Annotated in this window: 18 protein-coding genes; 13 read left to right on the top strand and 5 right to left on the bottom strand. The window is 29.8% G+C overall.

The window, feature by feature from the left end:
- The first annotated feature begins 119 nt into the window (after positions 1-119).
- Complete coding sequence (locus WHD54_RS00610) at positions 120-566, top strand: hypothetical protein (protein ID WP_088322736.1); 447 nt, start codon at positions 120-122, stop codon at positions 564-566.
- Between the two features lie 51 nt (positions 567-617).
- On the opposite strand, the gene WHD54_RS00605 is transcribed toward WHD54_RS00610, so the two are convergent.
- Positions 618-3,197, bottom strand: a complete 2,580-nt coding sequence (locus tag WHD54_RS00605) for an AsmA-like C-terminal region-containing protein (RefSeq protein WP_088322735.1) — start codon at positions 3,195-3,197, stop codon at positions 618-620.
- Between the two features lie 99 nt (positions 3,198-3,296).
- The gene (locus tag WHD54_RS00600) at positions 3,297-3,620 is read right to left on the bottom strand and encodes a YbaB/EbfC family nucleoid-associated protein (protein ID WP_088322734.1); all 324 of its coding nucleotides are present in this window, start codon (positions 3,618-3,620) and stop codon (positions 3,297-3,299) included.
- A 132-nt stretch (positions 3,621-3,752) separates the two neighbouring features.
- Here WHD54_RS00600 and WHD54_RS00595 point away from each other — a divergent pair, with 132 nt between their 5' ends.
- The 3 genes from WHD54_RS00595 (at position 3,753) to WHD54_RS00585 (ending at position 8,294) form a co-directional block, all read left to right on the top strand.
- Positions 3,753-5,852: a S9 family peptidase gene (locus WHD54_RS00595; RefSeq protein WP_088322733.1), complete on the top strand. Its 2,100-nt coding sequence runs from the start codon at positions 3,753-3,755 to the stop codon at positions 5,850-5,852.
- A 115-nt stretch (positions 5,853-5,967) separates the two neighbouring features.
- Complete coding sequence (locus WHD54_RS00590) at positions 5,968-6,966, top strand: PLP-dependent cysteine synthase family protein (protein ID WP_088322732.1); 999 nt, start codon at positions 5,968-5,970, stop codon at positions 6,964-6,966.
- An 83-nt stretch (positions 6,967-7,049) separates the two neighbouring features.
- Positions 7,050-8,294: an aminotransferase class I/II-fold pyridoxal phosphate-dependent enzyme gene (locus tag WHD54_RS00585; RefSeq protein ID WP_088323336.1), complete on the top strand. Its 1,245-nt coding sequence runs from the start codon at positions 7,050-7,052 to the stop codon at positions 8,292-8,294.
- A 76-nt stretch (positions 8,295-8,370) separates the two neighbouring features.
- Here the strand turns inward: WHD54_RS00585 and WHD54_RS00580 are convergent, their stop codons facing one another.
- From WHD54_RS00580 to gcvT, 3 genes are all read right to left on the bottom strand, one after another.
- Complete coding sequence (locus tag WHD54_RS00580) at positions 8,371-9,369, bottom strand: metal-dependent hydrolase (protein ID WP_088322731.1); 999 nt, start codon at positions 9,367-9,369, stop codon at positions 8,371-8,373.
- A 23-nt stretch (positions 9,370-9,392) separates the two neighbouring features.
- Positions 9,393-10,511, bottom strand: a complete 1,119-nt coding sequence (locus WHD54_RS00575; RefSeq protein WP_088322730.1) for an SDR family oxidoreductase — start codon at positions 10,509-10,511, stop codon at positions 9,393-9,395.
- Between the two features lie 84 nt (positions 10,512-10,595).
- Complete coding sequence (gene gcvT, locus WHD54_RS00570; protein ID WP_088323335.1) at positions 10,596-11,681, bottom strand: glycine cleavage system aminomethyltransferase GcvT; 1,086 nt, start codon at positions 11,679-11,681, stop codon at positions 10,596-10,598.
- A gap of 204 nt (positions 11,682-11,885) precedes the next feature.
- Between gcvT and WHD54_RS00565 the strand changes: the two genes are divergently transcribed.
- From WHD54_RS00565 to guaB, 9 genes are all read left to right on the top strand, one after another.
- A complete protein-coding gene (locus WHD54_RS00565) occupies positions 11,886-12,107 on the top strand; it encodes a VF530 family DNA-binding protein (protein WP_088322729.1) in 222 nt (73 codons plus the stop codon).
- Between the two features lie 10 nt (positions 12,108-12,117).
- On the top strand, positions 12,118-12,732 hold the full coding sequence (locus tag WHD54_RS00560; protein WP_088322728.1) for a LysE family translocator: 615 nt from the start codon (positions 12,118-12,120) through the stop codon (positions 12,730-12,732).
- 213 nt (positions 12,733-12,945) lie between these two features.
- On the top strand, positions 12,946-13,809 hold the full coding sequence (locus tag WHD54_RS00555; protein WP_088322727.1) for a hydroxymethylglutaryl-CoA lyase: 864 nt from the start codon (positions 12,946-12,948) through the stop codon (positions 13,807-13,809).
- A 507-nt stretch (positions 13,810-14,316) separates the two neighbouring features.
- On the top strand, positions 14,317-15,504 hold the full coding sequence (locus WHD54_RS00550) for a DUF4856 domain-containing protein (RefSeq protein ID WP_088323334.1): 1,188 nt from the start codon (positions 14,317-14,319) through the stop codon (positions 15,502-15,504).
- 58 nt (positions 15,505-15,562) lie between these two features.
- Positions 15,563-16,663: an imelysin family protein gene (locus tag WHD54_RS00545; RefSeq protein ID WP_088322726.1), complete on the top strand. Its 1,101-nt coding sequence runs from the start codon at positions 15,563-15,565 to the stop codon at positions 16,661-16,663.
- A 30-nt stretch (positions 16,664-16,693) separates the two neighbouring features.
- The gene (locus WHD54_RS00540) at positions 16,694-18,064 is read left to right on the top strand and encodes an HTTM domain-containing protein (RefSeq protein ID WP_394364870.1); all 1,371 of its coding nucleotides are present in this window, start codon (positions 16,694-16,696) and stop codon (positions 18,062-18,064) included.
- 51 nt (positions 18,065-18,115) lie between these two features.
- Entirely contained in the window at positions 18,116-20,467 is a 2,352-nt protein-coding gene (locus tag WHD54_RS00535) for a TonB-dependent receptor (protein ID WP_233130949.1), read from the top strand.
- 126 nt (positions 20,468-20,593) lie between these two features.
- Positions 20,594-21,316: a hypothetical protein gene (locus WHD54_RS00530; protein WP_088322724.1), complete on the top strand. Its 723-nt coding sequence runs from the start codon at positions 20,594-20,596 to the stop codon at positions 21,314-21,316.
- A 66-nt stretch (positions 21,317-21,382) separates the two neighbouring features.
- Positions 21,383-22,858, top strand: coding sequence for an IMP dehydrogenase (gene guaB / locus WHD54_RS00525; RefSeq protein ID WP_088322723.1), 1,476 nt, complete (start codon positions 21,383-21,385; stop codon positions 22,856-22,858).
- Positions 22,859-22,928: the final 70 nt, after the last annotated feature.

The raw sequence follows: 22,928 nt of genomic DNA, 5'->3' as shown, positions 1-22,928 counted from the left end.
GCATCAATTGTATCAGTATTAAAAAGTTACAAATATAGCTATTTGTAGCTTTTTTTATTTTGTGTATATAATTTACTTATTTTTGAAACAATTAAATAACCTAAACATTATCAAAAATTATGAAAGAAGTCATTACAGAAGTTGAACAGTTAACCTTAAACAGTGCCTCCAGAAAATTTCTTAAAGAAACTGCTATGTGGAGTAAATTTTTATCTATTTTAGGAATTATCATGTTGGCCCTAATGTTTGTGGGTAGCTTTTTTATTAGTGCTATTTATAGTAGTTTGCCGCAAACAGAAACCATCCCATTTAACATAGGTGGTGTATTGTCTGTTGTTTATATTGTTATTGCTTTAATTTATGCTTTTCCAGTTTATTATTTATATCAATTTTCTGTAAAAACATCGGCAGCATTATCGTCTAAAGACGATGAAACTTTATCGAAAGCATTAGAAATGCTAAAATCTCATTATAAATTTATAGGAGTGTACACTATTATAATTTTATCAATATACTTGTTAGCTGCAATAATAGGTATAATTGGAGCTGTAGCAACTGCTGTATAATATTAAAAATACATAAAATGGGTGTTTTTACAAAACACCCATTTTTTTTGATTAATTGTTTGTGTCTTTCTTCTTTTGTAAAAAACGATTCAAAATATTTTTGACTTTGCCTTTCGAGTAACTATTGTTTGAGCTATCCTTATTTTTAGTTCCATTTAATACATTTTTTATTTTTTCTCTCCCTGAATTTAAGAGGTCATTTTTTTGATTATCTAAAATAGATTTTACAAATTTTTTAGAAACATCGTTTACATCTGTTTTAAAATTAAGATTAGAAAAACTGCCTGTTAAACTTGTGTGAATTGGTACGTATTTTATTTTTTCTAACTCTTTAGAATTCAATTTACTTAAAATTGTTTCTACTTCCTTTCCTAAGTATTTTGGTGGAACATTAAAAATTATTTCATAATTTAAAGTGTTATTAAAACGATGTATTCCAGATAGCATCATAGAAATATCATTATATTTTACTTCGAATGGTTTTATAAATACTTCACCATTTTTAAAAGTTAAGTTAGCACTTATATCATTTAAATTTAAGTTGTCTATCGAAATAAAATCTATTTTATCATCTATAAAATGTAATAGTTTAGCGTTTTTTGGTTGTAATTTTGTATCAGATAATTTACCAAAAAAACCTCCAGAAATACTGTTTAAATCTACCGTCATTTTTTCTGATAAATTTCCAGAAACATTTACTGTTGCATCTATTTTTCCAGCAATACTTTTTGCCAGTGGAGCAATAGCGTTTAGCATCTCTAGATTTTCAAAAGCATCTAAAATATTGAGCTTAGAAAAATTTAAATCCATAGAAAAATTCGGTTTATTGGTTTTAGTAGAAATCATCCCTTCAAAACCTATTTGACCACCAAAAATATTGGTTTCTATGTTTTGTAATTGAATCGATTCTTCTTTTAGAAAAACGGCCCCTTTAAAATTGGCTAAATTAAGTCCGTTATAAGTTACAGAATTACCAGAAGCTTTTAGAGAAATATCTAAAAAATCTGGTATTTTTAATTGGGTGTTTTCCACATCATTCTTAGCAATTTCTTTAGATAAGAAATCATCAATACGAAAACTATTTGAAGTTAGATTAAAATTTCCTTTCAGCTTTTTATCAGAAAACAAAAAACCATAAAAATTCTCAATATTTCCTTGTAGAGAGAAATCAGATGCTCCTGTTTTTGCATTAAATTCTTCTAAATTTATAGTGTTGGTGTTAAACGCTAGAGTAGTGTTCGTAATAAAAAATGGATTCGCAACTTGCACTCCCGAATACTTAAAATTAGAAACGGCTATTGTTCCTATATTTTTAATTTCTTTGAAGTTATTATTTTTAACTGCCTCTATATTAAAGTTCGTTTGAATAGAGGTGTTTAAAATACCCGTTAACTCACTTTGTTTTGGCAAAGGATACACTTTATGGAAGTTCCCTAAGTTTAAAGTCCCTTTTAATGCTAGGCTGACTATTGGGTTTGTTGTAATATTGTGTAAATATCCTGATGTTAAAAATGTATCTTCATCAACTTTAAATGTTAGTTTTCCAGCTTTTATTTTTGTATCTTTTAAAAGACCACTATCATTTATAATTTCTGAATTTATATTAATATTGTTAACTGATTTCGGTAAATCATCATATTTAAAACTTGCATTGTTCGCAGTAATTGAAATATTAAATTTAGGTATTTCATCGTTAGAAAGAATTCCATTTACGTTTCCAACAACATCAAAATTACCTGATGTTTTTATCCCAGATAAATTACCACGATATTTTTTGGGAACTAATGCCAATGCGTTTTGAAAAGAAGAAGTAGGCGTTTTAAAAACCAAATTATATTGTTGTTTATCATCCAAAAGTTGAATAAAACCATCAAAAGAAAGAGGTAATTGATTTATATATCCTGTATTCTCTTTAAAAGTGAATTTATAATTGTTTAAATCTATTCCTATAATAGCCTCTAATTTTACAGGAATACGATCTAAATAATTTATATTATCGTACTCAAAAGAAATGTTGGCTGTGCTACTTGTTGTTAAGTCTAATATATCTTTTTCAAAGTTTCCTTTGCCAAAATGTTCAATATTTTCGATGTTCATTTTCATTCCAGAATTCTCATCAAAATAATTAAAAATCATGTTATTAAGAGCATAGTTTTCTATTGCCAGCGTTAAAGATTTATCTTGCTGCTGGGTATTTTTTGTTTCTTTTCCGATATTAAAATTACCTATATCGTCTTTATTAAAAATAATATTTACAGTTCCGTTATTTGCGGTAATACTTCTAATATTTAAAGGTTGAGAAGCCTTGTTAAATAGTTCGCTTATTTTTAAACTAATGTCTATCGTTTCTATAGCAGCTAATGTATCTCCCAGAAAAGGTGCTTTGTTAATAACCTTTAAATTAGATACTTGCAAAGTAGCTTTCGGGAAATTTCTGAATAAACTTAAGCTTGCATTTTCAAATTTAACGGTGGCATTAATGTTGTTATTAATAGTTTTAGTGACCAAAGCAACAATTTTATCTTTATATAAAAATGGAAGTATTGCTAATAAAATAAACATACCAACTACTATGGAAATTGCCCATTTTATAATTTTCTTTGAATTCTTTTTTTTAAGGTCTTTTTTCATAATAATTAGGGTGTAATTTGTGTATGTAAAAATACCTCTGTAACAGAGGTACTATTGTTGTTTTTAGAAAAAACTTTTTTTGTTAAAATGTGCGTTATTTTATTTAAACATATCCATTCCTGGTATATTAGGCATTCCTGCTTTTGCAGCAACAGCCATTTCTGTTTCATTAATTTTTGTTGCTTTTTCAATCGCTTTATTTAACGTTAAAATTAAATAATCTTCTAATTCTTCTGCATCACTTAACAAAGATTCATCAATAGATATATTTTTAATTTCTCTGTTAGCTGTTAGGGTTACTTTTATTTTTTTATCTGCAGAAGTTTCATCAATTAAAACAGAATGCAAACGTTGCTTTGTAATTTCTACCTCTTTTTGAGCCTCTTTAAGCTTATTCATCATTCCCGATATATCTCCAAACATGTTTTATAGTTTTTTAAATTATTGTCAAAATTACATAAATTTAAAAGAATTGCGAAGTAGTAAAAATGATAATTTTTATTGATATTTCTTACGTTAATAGTCTTATTTTTGTTGCCATTCAAAATAGAAATAATGAAAAGTACCGATGCAAAACTGCCTCTAGCAGCAAAAGAATACTTCGAAATAGAAAAGCATGGCGATGTAAGAGTAGACAATTATTTTTGGATGCGATTGTCTGACCATCAAAAACTTGCCGAAGTAAAAGATGCACAAACAAAAAAGGTAATTGATTACCTTGAGCAAGAAAATAATTATTACGATGAGGTAACCAAGCACACCAAGAAATTCGAGCTTCAATTATTTGAAGAATTGAAAGGTAGAATTAAAGAAGACGATAGCACTGTGCCAAATAAGGACAATGGTTATTTCTATTACATTCGTTATGAAAAAGGATTGCAATATCCAATTTACTGTAGAAAAAAAGAAACAGAAAGTTCCCCAGAAGAAATAATGTTCGATGCCAATGAAATGGCCAAAGGATTCGATTATTTTCAGTTAGGAGGTTTAAATATATCAAATAACAATAAACTAGCCATTTTTGCTACTGACACAGTAAGTAGAAGACAATATTTTTTACGGGTAAAAAATTTGTTATCGGGAGAAATTTATAAGGATATAATTGAAAATACTTCAGGAAATTCTGCATGGGCAAATGATAATAAGACATTTTTTTACACAAAAAAAAATCCAGAAACTTTACGGAGTGAAAAGGTGTTCAGACACGTTTTAGGTACACCAACATCCGAAGATGTAGAAGTATACCACGAAAAAGACGAAACTTTTAATGTGTATGTGACCAAAACAAAATCTAATAAATATATTATTATTGGTTCTGACAGCACTGTTTCTAGTGAAAGCAGGTATTTAGACGCTAATTTTCCTACTGGAAACTTTACCGTTATTCAACCAAGAGAAAGAGACTTAGAATATAGTATTGCCCATTTTGAAAACGATTTTTATTTTTTAACAAATAAAGACGATGCTACTAATTTTAAATTAATGAAAGCGCCAGTTTCAAATGCACAAAAAGAGAATTGGGTTTCTGTAATACCGCACAGAAAAGATACACTTTTAGAGGGTTTTTCTATTTTTAAAGAGTTTTTAGTATTAGAGGAGAGAACCAACGGATTAAGTAAAATTAGAGTAATTAAATGGGATGGTACAGAAGATTATTATTTACCTTTCGACGAAGAAACCTATTCTGTTGGTGTTTATAATAATCCTGATTTTAACTCAAACACAATTAGATATTCTTACACTTCTTTAACAACACCAGCTTCTATTATAGATTTTAATATGAAAACAAAATCTAAAGAAGTCAAAAAAGAACAAGAAGTAGTAGGAGGTAAGTTTAATAAAGAAAACTACAAAAGCGAACGATTATGGGCAACTGCAAGAGACGGGAAAAAGGTACCCATTTCTCTTGTATATCATAAAAAAACCAATTTAAACGCCAATACACCTCTAATTTTATATGGTTATGGCTCGTATGGTTATACGATTCCAGATTCTTTTTCTACAACAAGATTAAGTTTTCTTGACAGAGGTTTTGTGTATGCAATTGCTCATATTAGAGGGAGTGAATATTTAGGGAGAGATTGGTATGAAAAAGGTAAAATGCTTCATAAAAAAAATACTTTTACCGATTTTATAGATTGTAGTAAGTTTTTAATTAAAGAAAATTATACTTCCCCAAAACATTTGTACGCAATGGGAGGCTCTGCTGGTGGTCTGTTAATGGGAGCAATTGTAAATATGAATCCAGAATTGTACAACGGTATCATAGCATCAGTTCCCTTTGTAGATGTGGTTTCTACAATGTTAGATGAAAGTATTCCTTTAACCACAGGCGAGTATGACGAATGGGGCAACCCGAATATTAAAGAGTTTTACCATTATATAAAGTCCTATTCTCCTTACGACCAGGTTTTGCCACAAAAATATCCGAATATGCTTGTAGTAACGGGCTACCACGACTCTCAGGTACAATATTGGGAACCTGCAAAATGGGTGGCTAAATTGAGAGATTTAAAGACAGACAACAATTTATTACTCTTAAAAACCGATATGAGTGCAGGACATGGAGGCGCATCTGGCAGGTTCGATTCTTTAAAGGATTTAGCTCGTGAATTTACTTTTATTTTAGCATTAGAAAATAAATTAGACTTGTAGCTATTTTACGTAATCATTTTTTTTATTTCAGTTCGAAATATTATTTTTGTATTCGATATAAAGAAAAACCTCACGTATTTATATTATGTGAGGTTTTTTTAATGAAAGGAATTCAATGAAGAATCATCAAAAAGTAAACAATAGTATTTTAGATTTAATAGGAGAGACGCCGCTTGTAAAACTTCAAAAAATTACCAAAGATTTAAAAGGTACTTTCTTTGCAAAATTAGAATCATTTAACCCTGGTTTGTCTCAAAAAGATAGAATAGCACTTCATATAGTAGAGAATGCAGAAAAAAAAGGAATACTTAAAGAAGGAGCAACCATTGTAGAAACTACTTCAGGAAATACAGGTTTTAGTTTAGCCATGATAAGTTTGGTTAAAGGCTATAAATGTATTTTGGCAGTAAGCAATAAATCATCTCAAGACAAAATAGAATTATTAAAAACAATGGGAGCAGAAGTGCATGTTTGTCCTGCAAACGTAGCCCCAGAAGACCCAAGGTCTTATTACGAAGTAGCAAAAGCAATTCAGAAAAAAACGCCGAATTCCGTTTATATTAATCAGTATTTTAATGCCTTAAATATAGAGGCGCATTACGAAACTACTGGCCCAGAAATATGGAAACAAACCCAAGGAAAAATAACACATTTAATTGCTGCAAGTGGCACTGGAGGCACCATTTCTGGAACAGGTAAATATCTAAAGGAACAAAATAAAAATATTAAAATTTTAGGCGTAGATGCCATTGGTTCTGTTTTAAAAAAATATCATGAAACCAAAGAACTAGATTTAAATGAAATAAAACCATACAGAATTGAAGGATTAGGAAAAAACTTAATTCCGGGAGCCACTAATTTTGATATTATAGATGTGTATGAAAAAGTTTCTGACAAAGAAGCAGCTTTAACAACCAGATCACTTCTAAAAAAAGAAGGACTTTTTTGTGGTTATACAAGTGGTGCCGTAATACAAGCGGCCATACAATATAATGCACAACAATATTTTGATAAAAATAGTGTGGTAGTAGTAATTTTACCCGATCATGGTGTAAAATATATTAATAAAGTTTACAGCAATACTTGGATGAAAAATCAAGGTTTTATAGAATAATTCACTTACTAAAGAACCGTTTATAAATTTGAAAGACTGTTAAAATTTCATAACTTTGTTGTCTTCAAAAACAGTTTAAAATGATTACAGATTTATTCGATAGAATAGTTAAAGATAAAGGCCCTTTAGGAAAATGGGCAGAACAAGCAGAAGGATATTATGTGTTTCCAAAATTAGAGGGGCCTATTTCTAATAGAATGTCTTTTAATGGGAAAAAGGTAATTACTTGGAGTATTAATGACTATTTAGGTTTGGCAAATCATCCTGAAGTATTAAAAGTAGATGGAGAAGCTGCCTTAACTCACGGAATGGCCTACCCAATGGGAGCAAGAATGATGTCTGGTCATACACCACTTCATGAACAGTTAGAGCAAGAATGTGCAGATTTTGTTGGTAAAGAAAAAGCTTATTTATTAAATTTTGGTTATCAAGGAATTATGTCTGCAATAGACGCTTTGGTTTCTAAAAACGATATTATTGTGTACGATATGGATACGCACGCTTGTATTATAGATGGTGTTCGTTTACATGCAGGAAAACGTTTTGTTTTTAAGCACAACGATATGGAGAGTTTTGAGAAAAACATTAAACGAGCTGCTCGAATGGCAGAGAAAACAGGCGGTGGTATTTTGGTGATTTCTGAAGGTGTATTTGGTATGAGAGGAGAGCAAGGTAGACTGAAAGAAATTGTAGCTTTTAAAAAAGAGTATAATTTTAGATTATTAGTTGATGATGCACATGGTTTTGGTACACTCGGAGAAAATGGAAGAGGAACTGGTTTTGAGCAAGGTGTACAAGACGAAATAGACGTTTATTTTGCCACTTTTGCAAAATCTATGGCTGGTGTTGGTGCTTTTTTAGCAGGAAATAAAGATGTAATTCAGTATTTACAATACAATATGCGTTCTCAAACATTTGCAAAATCATTACCAATGGCAATGGTTAAAGGTGCGTTGAAACGTTTAGACATGATAAGAACTATGCCAGAATTAAAAGAAAAGCTTTGGCAAAATACCAACGCATTGCAATCTGGATTAAGAAATGCTGGCTTCGATTTAGGAACTACGCAAACATGTATTACACCTGTTTTTTTAAAAGGTGATATTCCAGAAGCCATGGCAATGGTAAATGATTTAAGAGAAAACCATGGTGTATTTTGCTCGATTGTTGTATACCCAGTAATTCCTAAAGGATTAATTATTTTACGATTAATACCAACTGCCACGCACACTCAGCAAGATATTGAAGAGACAATTACTGCTTTTTCATCAATTAGAGAAAAGTTAGAAAGCGGCGTTTACAAAAAAGTTGCGGCTACTTTGGTATAGTTTACAAAGCTTACATATTTTTAAATACCCAAGTGAGAACTTGGGTATTTTTTTGCTTTTTATTTATAAAGGTTAACTAATTACCAGAAATTCTCTGTATTAAGTCTTTTAAGAGTTTTTTTCCGTCAGATTTGTTTTTGGTGGTTTCAATAAAATAGGGAGTGCCATTTTTATCGATGTCAATTTTGTATTTGAAAACAAAATTTTTAGCATTTGGTTGTATGCTTAATAGTCCAAATCTTAAATCGTTAAAATACAAGTTTGAGCCAATTTTATTTATGGTAAACCAACCTTTAGAAATAGATATCATTCGTTGAACTTTTGGGTGATTTACCAAATTCCCTAACAAATGATGATTTTTAGGGTATTCGGAAAAGTATATTGGTTTTTTATCAAAAAAAGAGCTGTATCCTATTAAGAAAGAGCTATCAGTTTCTACATTTGCACTCCACAAAACAGAATTAAAAGGGGTAGGTTTCGTTTTAATTTCTTTGTAACGAATATTTTGAGAATTCAATTCTTGTGTAAAAGTATTGTAAGAAATTCCTTTTAAAACGATGGTAAGTAAAAGGTATAAACTACTTATGGTTATACCCAGGTAATTGTATATCATTCGCTTTTTTGATTTTCTATTTTGTTTCATCGCTAAACATAAAAAAACTAAAAAAGGTAATGTATATAATGGATCGATTACAAAAATATTTTTAAATTCTAATGGCATTTCAAATGGCCAAAACAATTGTGTTCCCCAACTCGTTTGCGCATCTAAAAGTGCATGAGTAAAAAAGCCTAGAAAAAAAAGTAGGCTCCATTCTTTTACGCTTTTGTATTTTTCATATTTACTTACCAGAATTCCTAAAATAGGAGAGAAGAATAAAGAAAAAAATAAAGAATGTGTAAAACCTCTATGAATTTCTAGAGCAGTTACAGTATCTGTAAAATAGGAAAATAAAAAATCTAAATCGGGTATTGTTCCTGCTATAGCTCCATAAAGCATTGCTTTGTTACCTATCTTTTTTCCTAAAATAGCTTCTCCTACTGCGGCTCCTAATACTATTTGGGTTAACGAATCCAACGATTAAATTTTAAATTATAGGTTTAAGCATAACTACTTTTAAATTCTTTTTTCACAGAAAAATCTATAAGTTTCATAAAGTTTTCATGTACCCCCAAGTTAGTACTCAAATTTAGTTGGTTTATAAACTTTAAAATAGTTTCTGATTGAAACTGCAAATCTGGAACAGAAATGTACTTTTCGAAAACTACCCCAATAGTTTTATAATACAATTGCTCGAAATTATTTAAGTTCTCTGGCCTTTCCGAAACGTAATTAAAAGCATTAATTTTAAAGTATCGTAACACATCTCCTACATAATTTTTATGTAGTATTTGCGTTGGGTTTACAATATTTAATTCTTTAATATTAGGTTGTAAAAAAGCATGTAATACTGCTTTGGCTACAAAATCTACAGGCACAATATTTAACCCACTTTTTTGATCAATCCAAATTCTAAAATCTGAAGATGCTTTACGAGCATACTTATTTAGAAAAATTGCCCACGCATAAAATACATCAAACTTTGGGGTTTCAAAAAAAGGAGCATCAATTAGTCTACCACAAATAATACTAGGCCTTAATATTTGAGATATAATATTTTTTTTGGCACAGGTTTCGCTAACATATTTTTCACTTTCGTACTTAGACTTTTCATAAGGGTTTCTAAACTCTTGAACCTTAAAATTTGCAATTGTATCGGTTACCTTATCTTTTTGTATTCCGAATGAATACGCTGTACTTATGTACAAAAATCGTTTTACATTGTGCGGTAATTCAGTTAATAATTGCTTGGTAACATTAAAGTTTTGATGTTGTACTTTTTCTTTAGAATCTGTGGTATGTTGCAAGCTAGTGGAGCCTGCACAATGAATTACAGTGCTAAAGTTATATTTTTCTAAGGTTTGTTTTTTGATATTTGATAAATCTGATGGGATAACGGTTATTTTTGATAAACAATCTGCCATAGAAAAATCATTTAAAAAATGAGGTCTGGAGCTGTCATTTAAAATCGCCAACAATCTATCTTTTGCAGGTTTTTTGTTGTTTCTTATTACTACAAATAAATGATTTACAGTTTTTTCTACTAATGCTTTGTAAATCCACTCAAACATTATGTGACTACCAACTATTCCTGAGCTACCTGTTAACAAACAATTCATGCTTTAATGAGGTTTTATATTTTGGGATGAAAATTTTAATTAAAAGCCCCACTTTTGTGAGGCTTTTATTAATACGTTTATACTTTATCCTTTATAAAAAGGAAGTTTAACCAATGTTGCAGGTATGGCTTTTTTACGAACTTGAATGAAAATTTTAGTTCCTAATTTTGCAAATGCTAAAGGTACATATCCTAAACCAATTCCTTTTTGCAAACTCGGACTCATAGTTCCTGAAGTAACATTTCCAATAATATTACCTTGTTCGTCTACAATATCATATCCATGTCTAGGAATACCTCGTTCATCTAATTCAAAAGCTACTAACTTACGTGATGGTTTATTTGCTTTCTCTTGAGCCAATGCTTCGTGGTTTACAAAATCTTTAGTAAACTTTGTAATCCATCCTAAACCCGCTTCAATAGGAGAAGTGCTGTCATTTATATCATTTCCATATAGGCAATATCCCATTTCTAAACGCAAAGTATCTCTTGCTGCCAACCCTATCGGTTTGATTCCGAATTTCTTTCCAGCCTTAAAAACATTAGTCCAAACTTGGGCAACTTCTTCATTTTTACAATAAATTTCAAAACCACCAGAACCTGTATAACCAGTTGCAGAAATAATTACGTTTTCTATGCCGGCAAAATCTCCTATTTTAAATTTATAAAACGGAATATCTGCCAAATCTAAGGAAGACAATGGTTGCATTGCCTCAATGGCTTTTGGTCCTTGAATGGCTAATAAAGAATAATTGTCTGATATGTTTTTTATATCTGCTTTAATAGTTTGGTTATACTTAGAAATCCAGTTCCAGTCCTTTTCTATATTAGAGGCATTTACAACTAGTAAGTAGGTATCTTCTTTAATTCTATAACAAATTAAATCATCAACAATACCATTTTCTTCATTCGGAAAACAGCTATATTGAGCATCTCCAATAGCTAGTTTAGAAGCATCATTAGAAGTTACTTTTTGAATTAAAGCTAGGGCATTTTCTCCACTTACTAAAAACTCTCCCATATGGCTAACATCAAAAACACCAACAGATTCTCTAACCGTATTATGTTCTATAGTTACACCTTCATATTGAACAGGCATATTAAAACCTGCAAATGGTACCATTTTTGCGCCAAGAGCAATATGTACATCATTTAATGCTATGTTTTTCATTGATTGTTTATTTCTAAAATTTTTAGCTAAATTATTGAAAAAATCATAATTAGCCATTACTTTACACTATATAATATGAAGAATGTTTTTCACCTTTTAATTCTCTTATATTTTTAAATTGACACATAAACTTTTACATCAATTTTTGAAACTGTATTTTTGTGATTTAGAACAATTTAATTATTTAAACTTTCGGATATTATTATGAGCAAAGAACAACCTAACAACCCACTACACGGCATAAAACTAGCAACCATGTTAGAACAGCTATTTTTAGAATATGGTTGGGATGAGCTTGGTTATTTATTAAATATTAATGCTTTTAAAAATAATCCTACCTATAAATCTAGTTTAAAATTTCTTAGAACAACACCTTGGGCCAGAAAAAAAGTAGAAGATTTTTATTTAAAAAATATGATTGACTAGTTGCCATAAAATGTTAGAAACACTATTTACCTTTGTTTTTGCAACTACAATCTTGGCCATGTCTCCTGGGCCAGATAATATTTTTGTGTTAACGCAAAGTATTATATTCGGAAAAAAACAAGGTTTTGCTATTATTTTTGGTCTTATGTTTGGTTGTTTAGTTCATACATCGTTGGTTGCTTTTGGTGTTTCTGCAATTATACAACAACACTATTTTCTTTTTAATTCATTAAAAATAATAGGTGCTTGTTATCTTATTTTTTTGGCTTATTCTGTTTATAAGAGTGATGCTACAATTGTATTAAATTCGGATAATGTTACGAAAAAAAGTGCCGTTAGTTTATTTAAAAAGGGATTTTTAATGAATGTTCTAAATCCAAAAGTTACGCTATTTTTCTTAGCACTTTTTCCTCAATTTTTATTTTCTAACACCTTAAGTACTACAATTCAGTTTTTTATACTTGGGGTAATTTTTATAACCGTGTCTTTTGTAGTGTTTGGTAGTTTCGCACTTTTAGGAAGTACAGTAACTAATTTTATAAATAAATATTCTAAAATCGGATTTTTTTTTAAATGGGCACAAATTGTTGTTTTTGTGTGTATTGCCATTCTAATTTTATGGTAAAAATTAGTCCTTTTTAACCAAAGTAATCTTATAATAGTTTAAAATATTTGCGAGTAGAGTTATTAATAATTCTCTTTTTACAAATGTATGTTTCGAATAATTTGCACAAATATTTCTTTACTTATTTTAAGTATGTAAGCGAACGAAGAAGTTTAGCAATATTTGGCAAAAAATCTATTTTAAGAATCGGTTTGTTTCTATATCTTTGAATTGATGAAAAAAGTCAAAATTATTGAGTGCCCAAGAGACGCAATGCAGGGAATAAAATCTCATTTTATTTCCACTGAAAAAAAAGCATTGTACATTAACTCGTTACTAAAAGTTGGCTTTGATACTATTGATTTTGGAAGTTTTGTATCGCCAAAGGCCATTCCACAAATGCGAGATACAGCCGCTGTTTTATCAAAATTAGACCTTTCAAATACTGCTAGTAAATTGTTGGCTATTATTGCCAATACTAGAGGTGCAAAAGATGCTGTTCAGTTTGAAGAAGTTGATTATTTGGGATATCCATTTTCTATATCAGAAAATTTTCAAATGAGAAATACTCATAAAACAATTGCAGAGTCTATTGTTACTTTAGAAGAAATACTTTCTTTAGCAGACAAGAAAAATAAAAAGGTTGTTGCCTACTTATCTATGGGGTTTGGTAACCCTTACGGTGATCCGTGGAATGTTGATATTGTGGGAGAATGGACACAAAAATTAGCCACAATGGGAGTGAAAATTTTATCATTATCTGATACTATAGGTTCTTCTACTCCCAAAGAAATATCATACTTATTTTCGAATTTAATACCTGCTTTCCCATCTATAGAGTTTGGCGCACATTTGCATACCACACCAAATAAATGGCATGAGAAAGTAAATGCCGCTTTTTTGGCTGGTTGTAATCGGTTTGATGGTGCCATAAAAGGCTATGGAGGATGCCCCATGGCAAAAGATGAATTAACTGGTAATATGCCTACAGAAAAATTATTATCTTATTTTACAGCTCAAAAAGTAGATACTAACATAAAACCTATGAGTTTTGAAAGTGCTTATAACAAGGCTTTGGAGGTTTTTAATGGAGTGTAGTTTTATATTATGTGATTTTTTTGGAATCTTTACAACTTACTGTAGTTTATAAATTACTTTAAAAACAAAAGTTCCTGTGTAGGCTTCCCAAAATTAGAACTGTTAAAACGCGCTTTAGATTATGGTAAAAAAATAGAGACACAAGCACCTATTTATAAGGTATTTAATTGACAATAAACATGAATCTTGGTATGTAAATTTAGCTCCTTTAAATTCACAAACAATTTATAATATTTTTTTTTTAGATTACTTGATAATAGGTTTTGTATTCCTTTCTTATCTAAAAATAATAGTGAACTAATAGCTATTTATATTCCAAAAAAATGAAAATGCTGAAGATATTAGAAAATTAGTTGTACTTATTATAAAACCTTAATAGTTAACCATCTCATAATTAATTGATTTGAATTTTATTTTTATTTATTCTAAATAAATCTTGTTAATATCCGTTTTACGATTTATATTTGCATGAGTTTAAAAATATTATTTATAATTAATCTTAATAAAATGAAAAAAGTATTTATTATTTTATCAATTTCTAGTGTATTATTCGCTTGCAATAGTAGTAATGAAAACATAACAACAATTGCTCCAAATACCTATAAATTTGAGCGTAACGGAGAAAGTACAGTTAGTTTTCCTGGTCAAACTTCTAGAATAAGAATGGGAGATGAATTGGCAAAAGCATTTTTAAAACCCACAGAAGAAGATATATCATCATTAGCAGGTAAATTTTCTCATGAAGCTGGAGAGAATAACTTTAAAGAATCAAATTTAAATTTATCATCTAAAAATATTAGAAGTAAAGTTGCTGCATCAACAGATTTATTTTCTTCAAATACTACTGACTCACAAGCTATAAAAGCTGATTTTGATTCTTGGATTATTGGGCAAGTAAATAATGTTTTTCCATACTGGAACAACAATGCTTCGAAAGGTGTTGCTGGACAACTTCAAGAAGCTGGTGGCGGACCAGTTCGATGGGTAAATGCAAAGGGTTTAGAGTATGATCAAGCTTTTGTGAAAGGATTAATCGGAGCACTTATGACAGATCAAATATTAAATAACTACCTAAGTAAGGCTGTTTTAGATGCTGGTACAAACATAACTGATAACAACGGAGATGTTCTAGTAAGTGGAAAAAACTACACGAATATGGAGCATAAATGGGATGAAGCATTTGGCTACATGTATGGTAATGAACCGAATATTGAATCTCCTATTTTAAATGTAGATAGTTATTTAAATAAATATTTAAATAGAGTTGAGGGAGATGCAGATTTTAAAGGTATTGCAGATGATATTTATAATGCTTTTAAATTGGGTAGAGCAGCAATTGTTGCGAAAGACTACATAACGAGAGATGATCAAATTGCCATTTTAAAGGAAAAAATATCTGAAATTATAGGAATTAGAGCAGTATACTATTTACAGGTCGCAAAAGCAACGTTAGCAAATGATAAGGGAACTGCTTTTCATGATTTATCTGAAGGTTTTGGTTTTATTTATAGTCTACAATTTACTAACAATCCTAACACAAATATGCCTTATTTTTCAAAATCTGAAGTAGATAACTTTATAAATACCCTCATGAAAGAAGACGGTTTTTGGAGTGTAACTAATAAAACACTAGATGATATGGCTACAGCAATTTCAGCAAAATTTAATTTCACTTTGGAGCAAGCTGGTAGTTAATTTTTAATTAACAAAAAAACTTTCGTATAGATAATTTTTAATTCAACACATTTAAGTTATGTTTAAAAAAATATTCCCCGTAATTATTACACTTTTTATTCTGAGCTCATGTTCATCAACTGAAGAAGAAAATCCAGTTCTTAAAGATAGCTTCGACAGAAAAGGAATGTTAACAAATATAGCAGACAATATTATTATTCCTGCTTATGAAGACTTTAGTTCTAAAATGGCGCTCTTAAAAACTGAAGGAAATGCTTTTATAGATAATCCAAATATTGCTAATTTAGAATCATTAAGAAATTCTTGGCTAACTGCTTACAAATCTTGGCAACATATAGAAATGTATAATATTGGTAAAGCAAATGAAATTCTATACAAATTCCACATAAATATTTATCCGGTAACTGTTACCGATATTGATGATAATATTAAAAATGGCAGTTACGACTTAAATAGTGCTAATAACCACGACGCTCAAGGTTTTCCTGCATTGGATTATCTGTTATTTGGTCTTGACAATTCAGATAGTAAAATAATAGAAAAATATACTATAGATACTAATAAGGAGAACTTTAAGAAATACCTTTATGATGTTATAGCGCAAATGAGTTCTCTTACAAATATTGTAGTTACAGATTTTAAAGAACAACGAAATGTATTTGTTAATAATACAGTAAATACACTGTCTGGTTCAGTAAATCAATTAGTAAATGATTACATTTTTTATTACGAAAAAGGACTAAGAGCAAATAAAATCGGAATTCCATCTGGTATTTTTTCTTCGACACCTTTACCCCAAAAAGTAGAAGCTTTTTACAATAATACGGTTTCTAAAGAATTAACTCTAGAAGCGCTTTCAGCTGTACAAAATCTTTTTGAAGGAAAACATTTTGGTAAAAATACGAAAGGACTAGGATTTAATGATTACTTAATTACGTTAAATAGAAATGATTTAGCAACAAGTATTAGTAATCAATTTACAATAGCAAAAACAGCTATAGAAAAACTAAACAATAGCTTTTCTATACAAATAAACTCAGACAATGTTGCCATGACAAAAGCGTATGACGAACTACAAAAAAACGTGGTCTTAATGAAAGTAGATATGATACAGACATTTAATATAAGTGTTGATTATGTAGATGCAGACGGCGATTAAAAAAAACACTAAAGATTAGGTTTTATTAAAGTGATATCTAAATTAAAATATAATTTTAATACACAAACAAATACAGCCCCATTAGCAATTTTTCGTTTGCTTTTTGGGCTGTTAATGTTTGTAAGTATGTTACGTTTTTGGATAAATGGCTGGATAGAAAAACTATATCTCTTACCCAAATTTCATTTTTCTTATTTGGGGTTAGAATTTATAAAACCTATAGGTAATTACACTTATTTTATTTTTTTAATTTGTGGGTTATCTGCAATTTTTATTGCAATTGGATATAAATATAGATTCGCCACAATTATCTTTTTTTTATCCTTCTTGTATATTGAGTTAATGGATAAAACAACCTATTTAAATCACTATTACTTTATTAATTTAGTAAGTTTTCTTCTCATTTTTTTACCGGCTAATGCTTATTTTTCTTTAGATGCCTATTTAAACGGTAAAAAGTATTTAAAAGTCCCGAAATGGTCTATAGATAGCATAAAGTTACTATTAATTATTGTATATTTTTATGCTGGCTTAGCAAAATTAAATTCCGATTGGCTACTTAGAGCTATGCCTTTAAAGATTTGGCTACCTTCTAAGTTCGATATCCCTTTAATTGGAGAAACGTTTATGCAACAAAATTGGTTTCATTATGCAATGAGTTGGTCTGGGATGTTGTACGACTTAACAATTCCTTTTTTACTACTTTACAAAAAAACTCGAAACATGGCTTTTATAGCAGTTGTGTTTTTTCATGTTTTTACAAGAGTTTTATTTCCTATTGGTATGTTTCCTTATATAATGATTATTGCTACACTTATTTTTTTTGAGAACAGTTTTCATCAAAAAATAATTAATTTTTTAACTAAAAATATTTTAATCACTAGAAAAAAAATACAAAGTATTTCTACTTTAAAGCTTTCAAATAGTAGACAAAAAATTACTAAAACCGTTTTATGTATTTTCTTTATCATTCAAATAATGTTTCCATGGCGTTATCTTTTGTATCCTGGAGAATTATTTTGGAATGAACAAGGATATCGTTTTTCTTGGCGTGTGATGTTAATGGAAAAAGCAGGAAGTACAAATTTTAAAATAGTAGACACCAAAAAAAACACTTCTTTTACAGTAGATAATTCAGATTTTTTAACAACTTTTCAAGAAAAGCAAATGAGTTTTCAGCCAGATTTTATTTTGGAGTATGCTCACTTTTTAGGTAATCACTTTAAAAAACAAGGGCATAAAAACATAGCTGTTTTCGCAGAAAGTTACGTGGCTTTAAACGGACGTTTAAGTACTAGATTTATTGATAACACTGTAAATTTATATGCTGAAAAAAGATCTTTTAAACCTATAAAATGGATAATTCCATTTTCATCTGAAATTAAAATTAAAGGACTATAATTTATGAAACAATACCTATCCATTTTTTTATTTGGATTCATTTTTACAAGTATGTACAGTCAATATCAAATTACTGGTACTGTAGTAAATGAAACAAAAAAAACGATTAATAAAGTCCAAATTTATGATGAAAATGGAAACTTATTAGCACAAACGGGTATTTTAGGAACTTTTAGTTTTTATACAAGTAAAGACAATATTCAATTATTTTTTTACGCAGAAGAGTATCGATTTAAAAAAGTCTACCTCTCCAACAAAGAGTATTCGAATTTAAATATTGTTCTTGAAAACTTTTCAAACGATTTGTCGGAAATACAAATAAAAGCAAGGAAAGAAAAAATTTTTGAACTGAAAAGATTAAAAGACGTAGAAGGAACAGCAATTTATGCTGGAAAAAAAACAGAAGTGATTTTGGTAAATCAATCTACTGCAAACTTAGCAACCAATAATGCAAGGCAAATATTTAACCAAATTGCCGGATTAAATATCTATCAAAACGATGATGCAGGATTGCAATTAAATATAGGAGGTAGAGGATTAGATCCTAACAGAACAGCAAATTTTAACACACGCCAAAATAGCTATGATATTAGTGCAGACGTACTTGGGTATCCAGAAAGTTATTACACACCAGCTTCCGAAAGTTTAGAAGAAATTCAAATTATTAGAGGTGCAGCGTCTTTACAGTATGGAACTCAATTTGGTGGGTTGGTAAATTTTGTTACTAAAAAACCAACTAAAAAACGAGAAATTGTCTTTAGAAATACAGCAGGTAGTTTTGGTTTGTTAACAAACTTTACAAGTGTAAGCAATACAATTGGTAAATGGAGTTATTATACGTTTGCAAACTTTAAGAAAGGAAATGGTTTTAGAGAAAACTCAAATTTTAAATCGCAAAATTTTTTCGTTAATATTGGTTATCAACTTAATGATGACAGTAAAATATCTCTTGAATTCACTTATTTAGATTATTTAGCACAACAAGCAGGTGGATTGACAGATAGAATGTTTAGAGAAAATCCTTATCAAACCAACCGATCTAGAAATTGGTTTCAGGTAAATTGGTTGTTGTATAGTTTGAAATGGGAACATAGGTTTAATAAACATACTAATTTTTCTTTTAATTTATTTGGTTTAGATGCCTCGAGAGATGCACTAGGGTTTAGAACAAATAGAGTTAATCAGCCAGATATTGGTATCGAAAGGGATTTGATTAAAGGAACTTTTAATAATTATGGCTTAGAAACTCGTTTATTAAGTAAATATGTTGTTTTTAATAAAAAGGCAACATTTTTAATAGGTTCAAAATTTTACAAAGCTAACAATACAAACAGGCAGGGGCCTGGAACAAATGGAAACGATGCCAATTTTTCAATGCAACTAGAAGAATATCCCAACTACTTGAGGCAGTCAGAGAGTTTATTTCCTAATTTAAATATTTCTGTATTTGGAGAAAACATTTTTTACATCAATAATAAATTATCAATTACACCTGGTTTTAGAGCTGAGTACATCAACACAAAAAGGGACGAGATTATAAAAGACATTATTACCGATGCAGCAGGAAATGTAATCAATGAAAATTTAAGAAATGAAAGCGAAATAAATAAGAGAACATTTATTCTTTTGGGTTTAGGAACGAGTTATAAGATAAGAAAAGAAGCAGAGTTTTACGGTAACATTACTCAAAACTACAGATCTGTAACATTTTCAGATATTAGTACTGCAAATCCTGCTTTTGAAATATCACCAAACATTTCAGATGAAAAAGGCTATACTTTTGATGCCGGTTTTAGAGGGAATTTTAAAAATTATTTTTCCTATGATGCCAATATATTTGGTCTTTTTTACAATGATAGAATAAATATTTATACTAGGACAGACGGAAAGGCTGAGCGAAATAATATTGGAGATGCAAGAATTTTAGGTATCGAAAGTATCATAGATTTTAATTTAAAAAAAATACTTGCGTTAAATACAAACTACGTATTTAACTTTTTCATAAACTCGTCGTTTATAAATTCTGAATATACCAAATCGGAAATTAGTGGAGTGGTAGGTAATGCTGTTGAATTTGTTCCGAAAATAAATATTAAAACAGGTATTCGTTTTGGATATAATAATTTTTTAAGTAGTCTTCAATACTCTTATGTATCTAGTCAGTTTTCAGATGCAACTAATGCCGTTGGCGGAAGTATAAGTGGAGTAACAGGAGAAATTCCAGCTTACAGTATTTTAGATTTTTCTACCTCTTATAAATATCAATTTGCAAAATTAGAAGCCGGAATTAACAATTTACTAAATAGTTCCTATTTTACAAGGAGGGCAACAGGCTATCCCGGACCTGGAATTATTCCATCAGCACCAAGAAATTACTACCTCGGTCTAGCCCTTAAATTTTAATAAACTGTATTATAAGAATATACAAACTAAGTATATTTATTTATAATGATTTTGAATACATGTAAAAAGGTATGATATTTTGAAAAAAAACAATTCTGTATTATCTTTATAAAAATTTTTTGGCATATGTTACAACCTATAGATATTCATAAAAAACTAATAGAAATTAGAAGCAAACAAACCAATTCTATTAACACACTTTCTTGGGTGCAAACTATTTTTGATGAAATTGATGTACAGCAAGATTCCGTTTTGGTAAGACTTTTGAAATCGCCAATAAACAGAAGACAAAATTTTTTTAATATAGACAAGGTTTCTACAGATGCTATTTTTCATATCTCTCAAATAGAAAAAATCTGTGTAGATTATCGTTTACGTTTTTTAGATACTAAATATTTTAAAGGAGATTATCCACAAGAAGTTATTGCTAAAATAAATAAATTAGAAGAGGAACATAATACTGTTTTAGATGGTTTTAAAATTATTGCACCTTCTAAATTATTCACATTAAAAGAAGCAGATGATCCGCTTTTATTTGCACCCATGGGAAATGGTTACTATTATTTAATACACAAATGGGGCAGAGATTTACATCCACTAAGAAAAGCAAAGTTTTGGGCTATTAAAAATGTAGAAAATTTATTATTTGCTGTTTTATTTGCTAGTATTTTAGGAACTTTTATTACCAAAAATTTATTTTATGGAGACATGTCTAACTTTGGGCATATTGCTGTTTTATTTCTATTTTATGTAAAAGGAATTATCGGTATGTTCTTTTTTTATTGGATTGCCTCTGGTAAAAATTTTAGTGCTTATTGTTGGACAAGTAGATACAATAAAATATCTTAAATTTTATTTACTTAAAATTTCAATAAATAATTGTAAATTTGTACGCAATTATATCTTAATTGCAACATGACAGCACACGACAACAAAATTATTGGAGAAGGATTAACCTATGATGATGTATTATTGGTTCCTGCTTTTTCTGAAGTTCTTCCCAGAGAAGTAAGCATTCAAACTAAATTTACCAGAAACATTACTATTAACGTTCCCATTGCTTCTGCAGCTATGGATACAGTTACAGAATCTGCATTAGCAATTGCAATTGCTAGAGAAGGTGGTATTGGTGTTTTACACAAAAACATGACGATTGAGCAACAAGCTCTAGAAGTAAGAAAAGTAAAGCGTGCAGAGTCTGGTATGATTTTAGACCCTGTTACATTACCACTTTCTGCGGTTGTTTTTGATGCAAAATCTTACATGAAAGAACACGGCATTGGTGGTATTCCTATTGTTGATGAAAACGGAATTTTAAAAGGAATTGTTACCAATAGAGATTTGCGTTTTGAGCATGATAATAATAGACCTATTGTAGAGGTAATGACAAGCAAAAATTTAATTACTGCTGCTGTTGGTACTTCTTTAAAAGATGCCGAAAAAATTCTACAAAAAAATAAAATTGAAAAATTACTAATTGTTGATGATGCCTACTCTTTAAAAGGATTAATAACCTTTAGAGATATTACAAAAGTTACGCAAAAACCCATTGCCAACAAAGATACTTTTGGTAGGTTAAGAGTTGCCGCTGCATTAGGAGTTACAAGTGATGCCGTAGAAAGAGCAGAAGCATTGGTAAATGCTGGTGTTGATGCCGTTATAATTGATACTGCACATGGCCATACAAAAGGGGTTGTAACTGTTTTAAAAGAGGTAAAATCGAAATTTCCACAGTTAGATGTAGTTGTTGGTAATATTGCAACTGCTGCGGCAGCAAAATACTTAGTAGAGGCAGGAGCAGATGCTGTAAAAGTTGGTATAGGACCAGGTTCTATTTGTACCACAAGAGTTGTAGCAGGAGTTGGTTTTCCTCAATTTTCTGCAGTGTTAGAAGTGGCTGCAGCTATTAAAGGAAGTGGTGTACCCGTTATTGCAGATGGTGGAATTCGTTATACGGGAGATATTCCAAAGGCAATTGCCGCAGGAGCAGATGCTGTAATGTTAGGTTCTTTATTAGCCGGAACTAAAGAGTCTCCCGGAGAAACAATAATTTATGAAGGAAGAAAATTTAAGTCTTACAGAGGTATGGGTTCAGTTGAAGCTATGAAACAAGGATCTAAAGACAGATATTTTCAGGACGTAGAAGCAGATATTAAAAAACTTGTACCAGAAGGAATTGTAGGTAGAGTTCCATACAAAGGCGAACTTTTTGAAAGTATTCATCAATTTATTGGCGGTTTAAGAGCTGGTATGGGATATTGTGGTGCAAAAGATATTGCTACTCTAAAAGAAACCGGTCAATTTGTAAGAATAACGGCAAGCGGAATTAATGAAAGTCATCCGCATGACGTTGCCATAACCAAAGAAGCACCGAATTACAGTAGAAGATAGAAATTTAAAAAGCTCAAGAAATTATTCTTGAGCTTTTTTAATTTATGCTGATAAAGTTACCTACCAGTAG

Origin of the sequence: Polaribacter tangerinus, assembly GCF_038024095.1 — a bacterium.
Classification (GTDB): Bacteria; Bacteroidota; Bacteroidia; order Flavobacteriales; family Flavobacteriaceae; genus Polaribacter; species Polaribacter tangerinus.
This window is presented reverse-complemented; position numbering and strand designations above follow the sequence as displayed.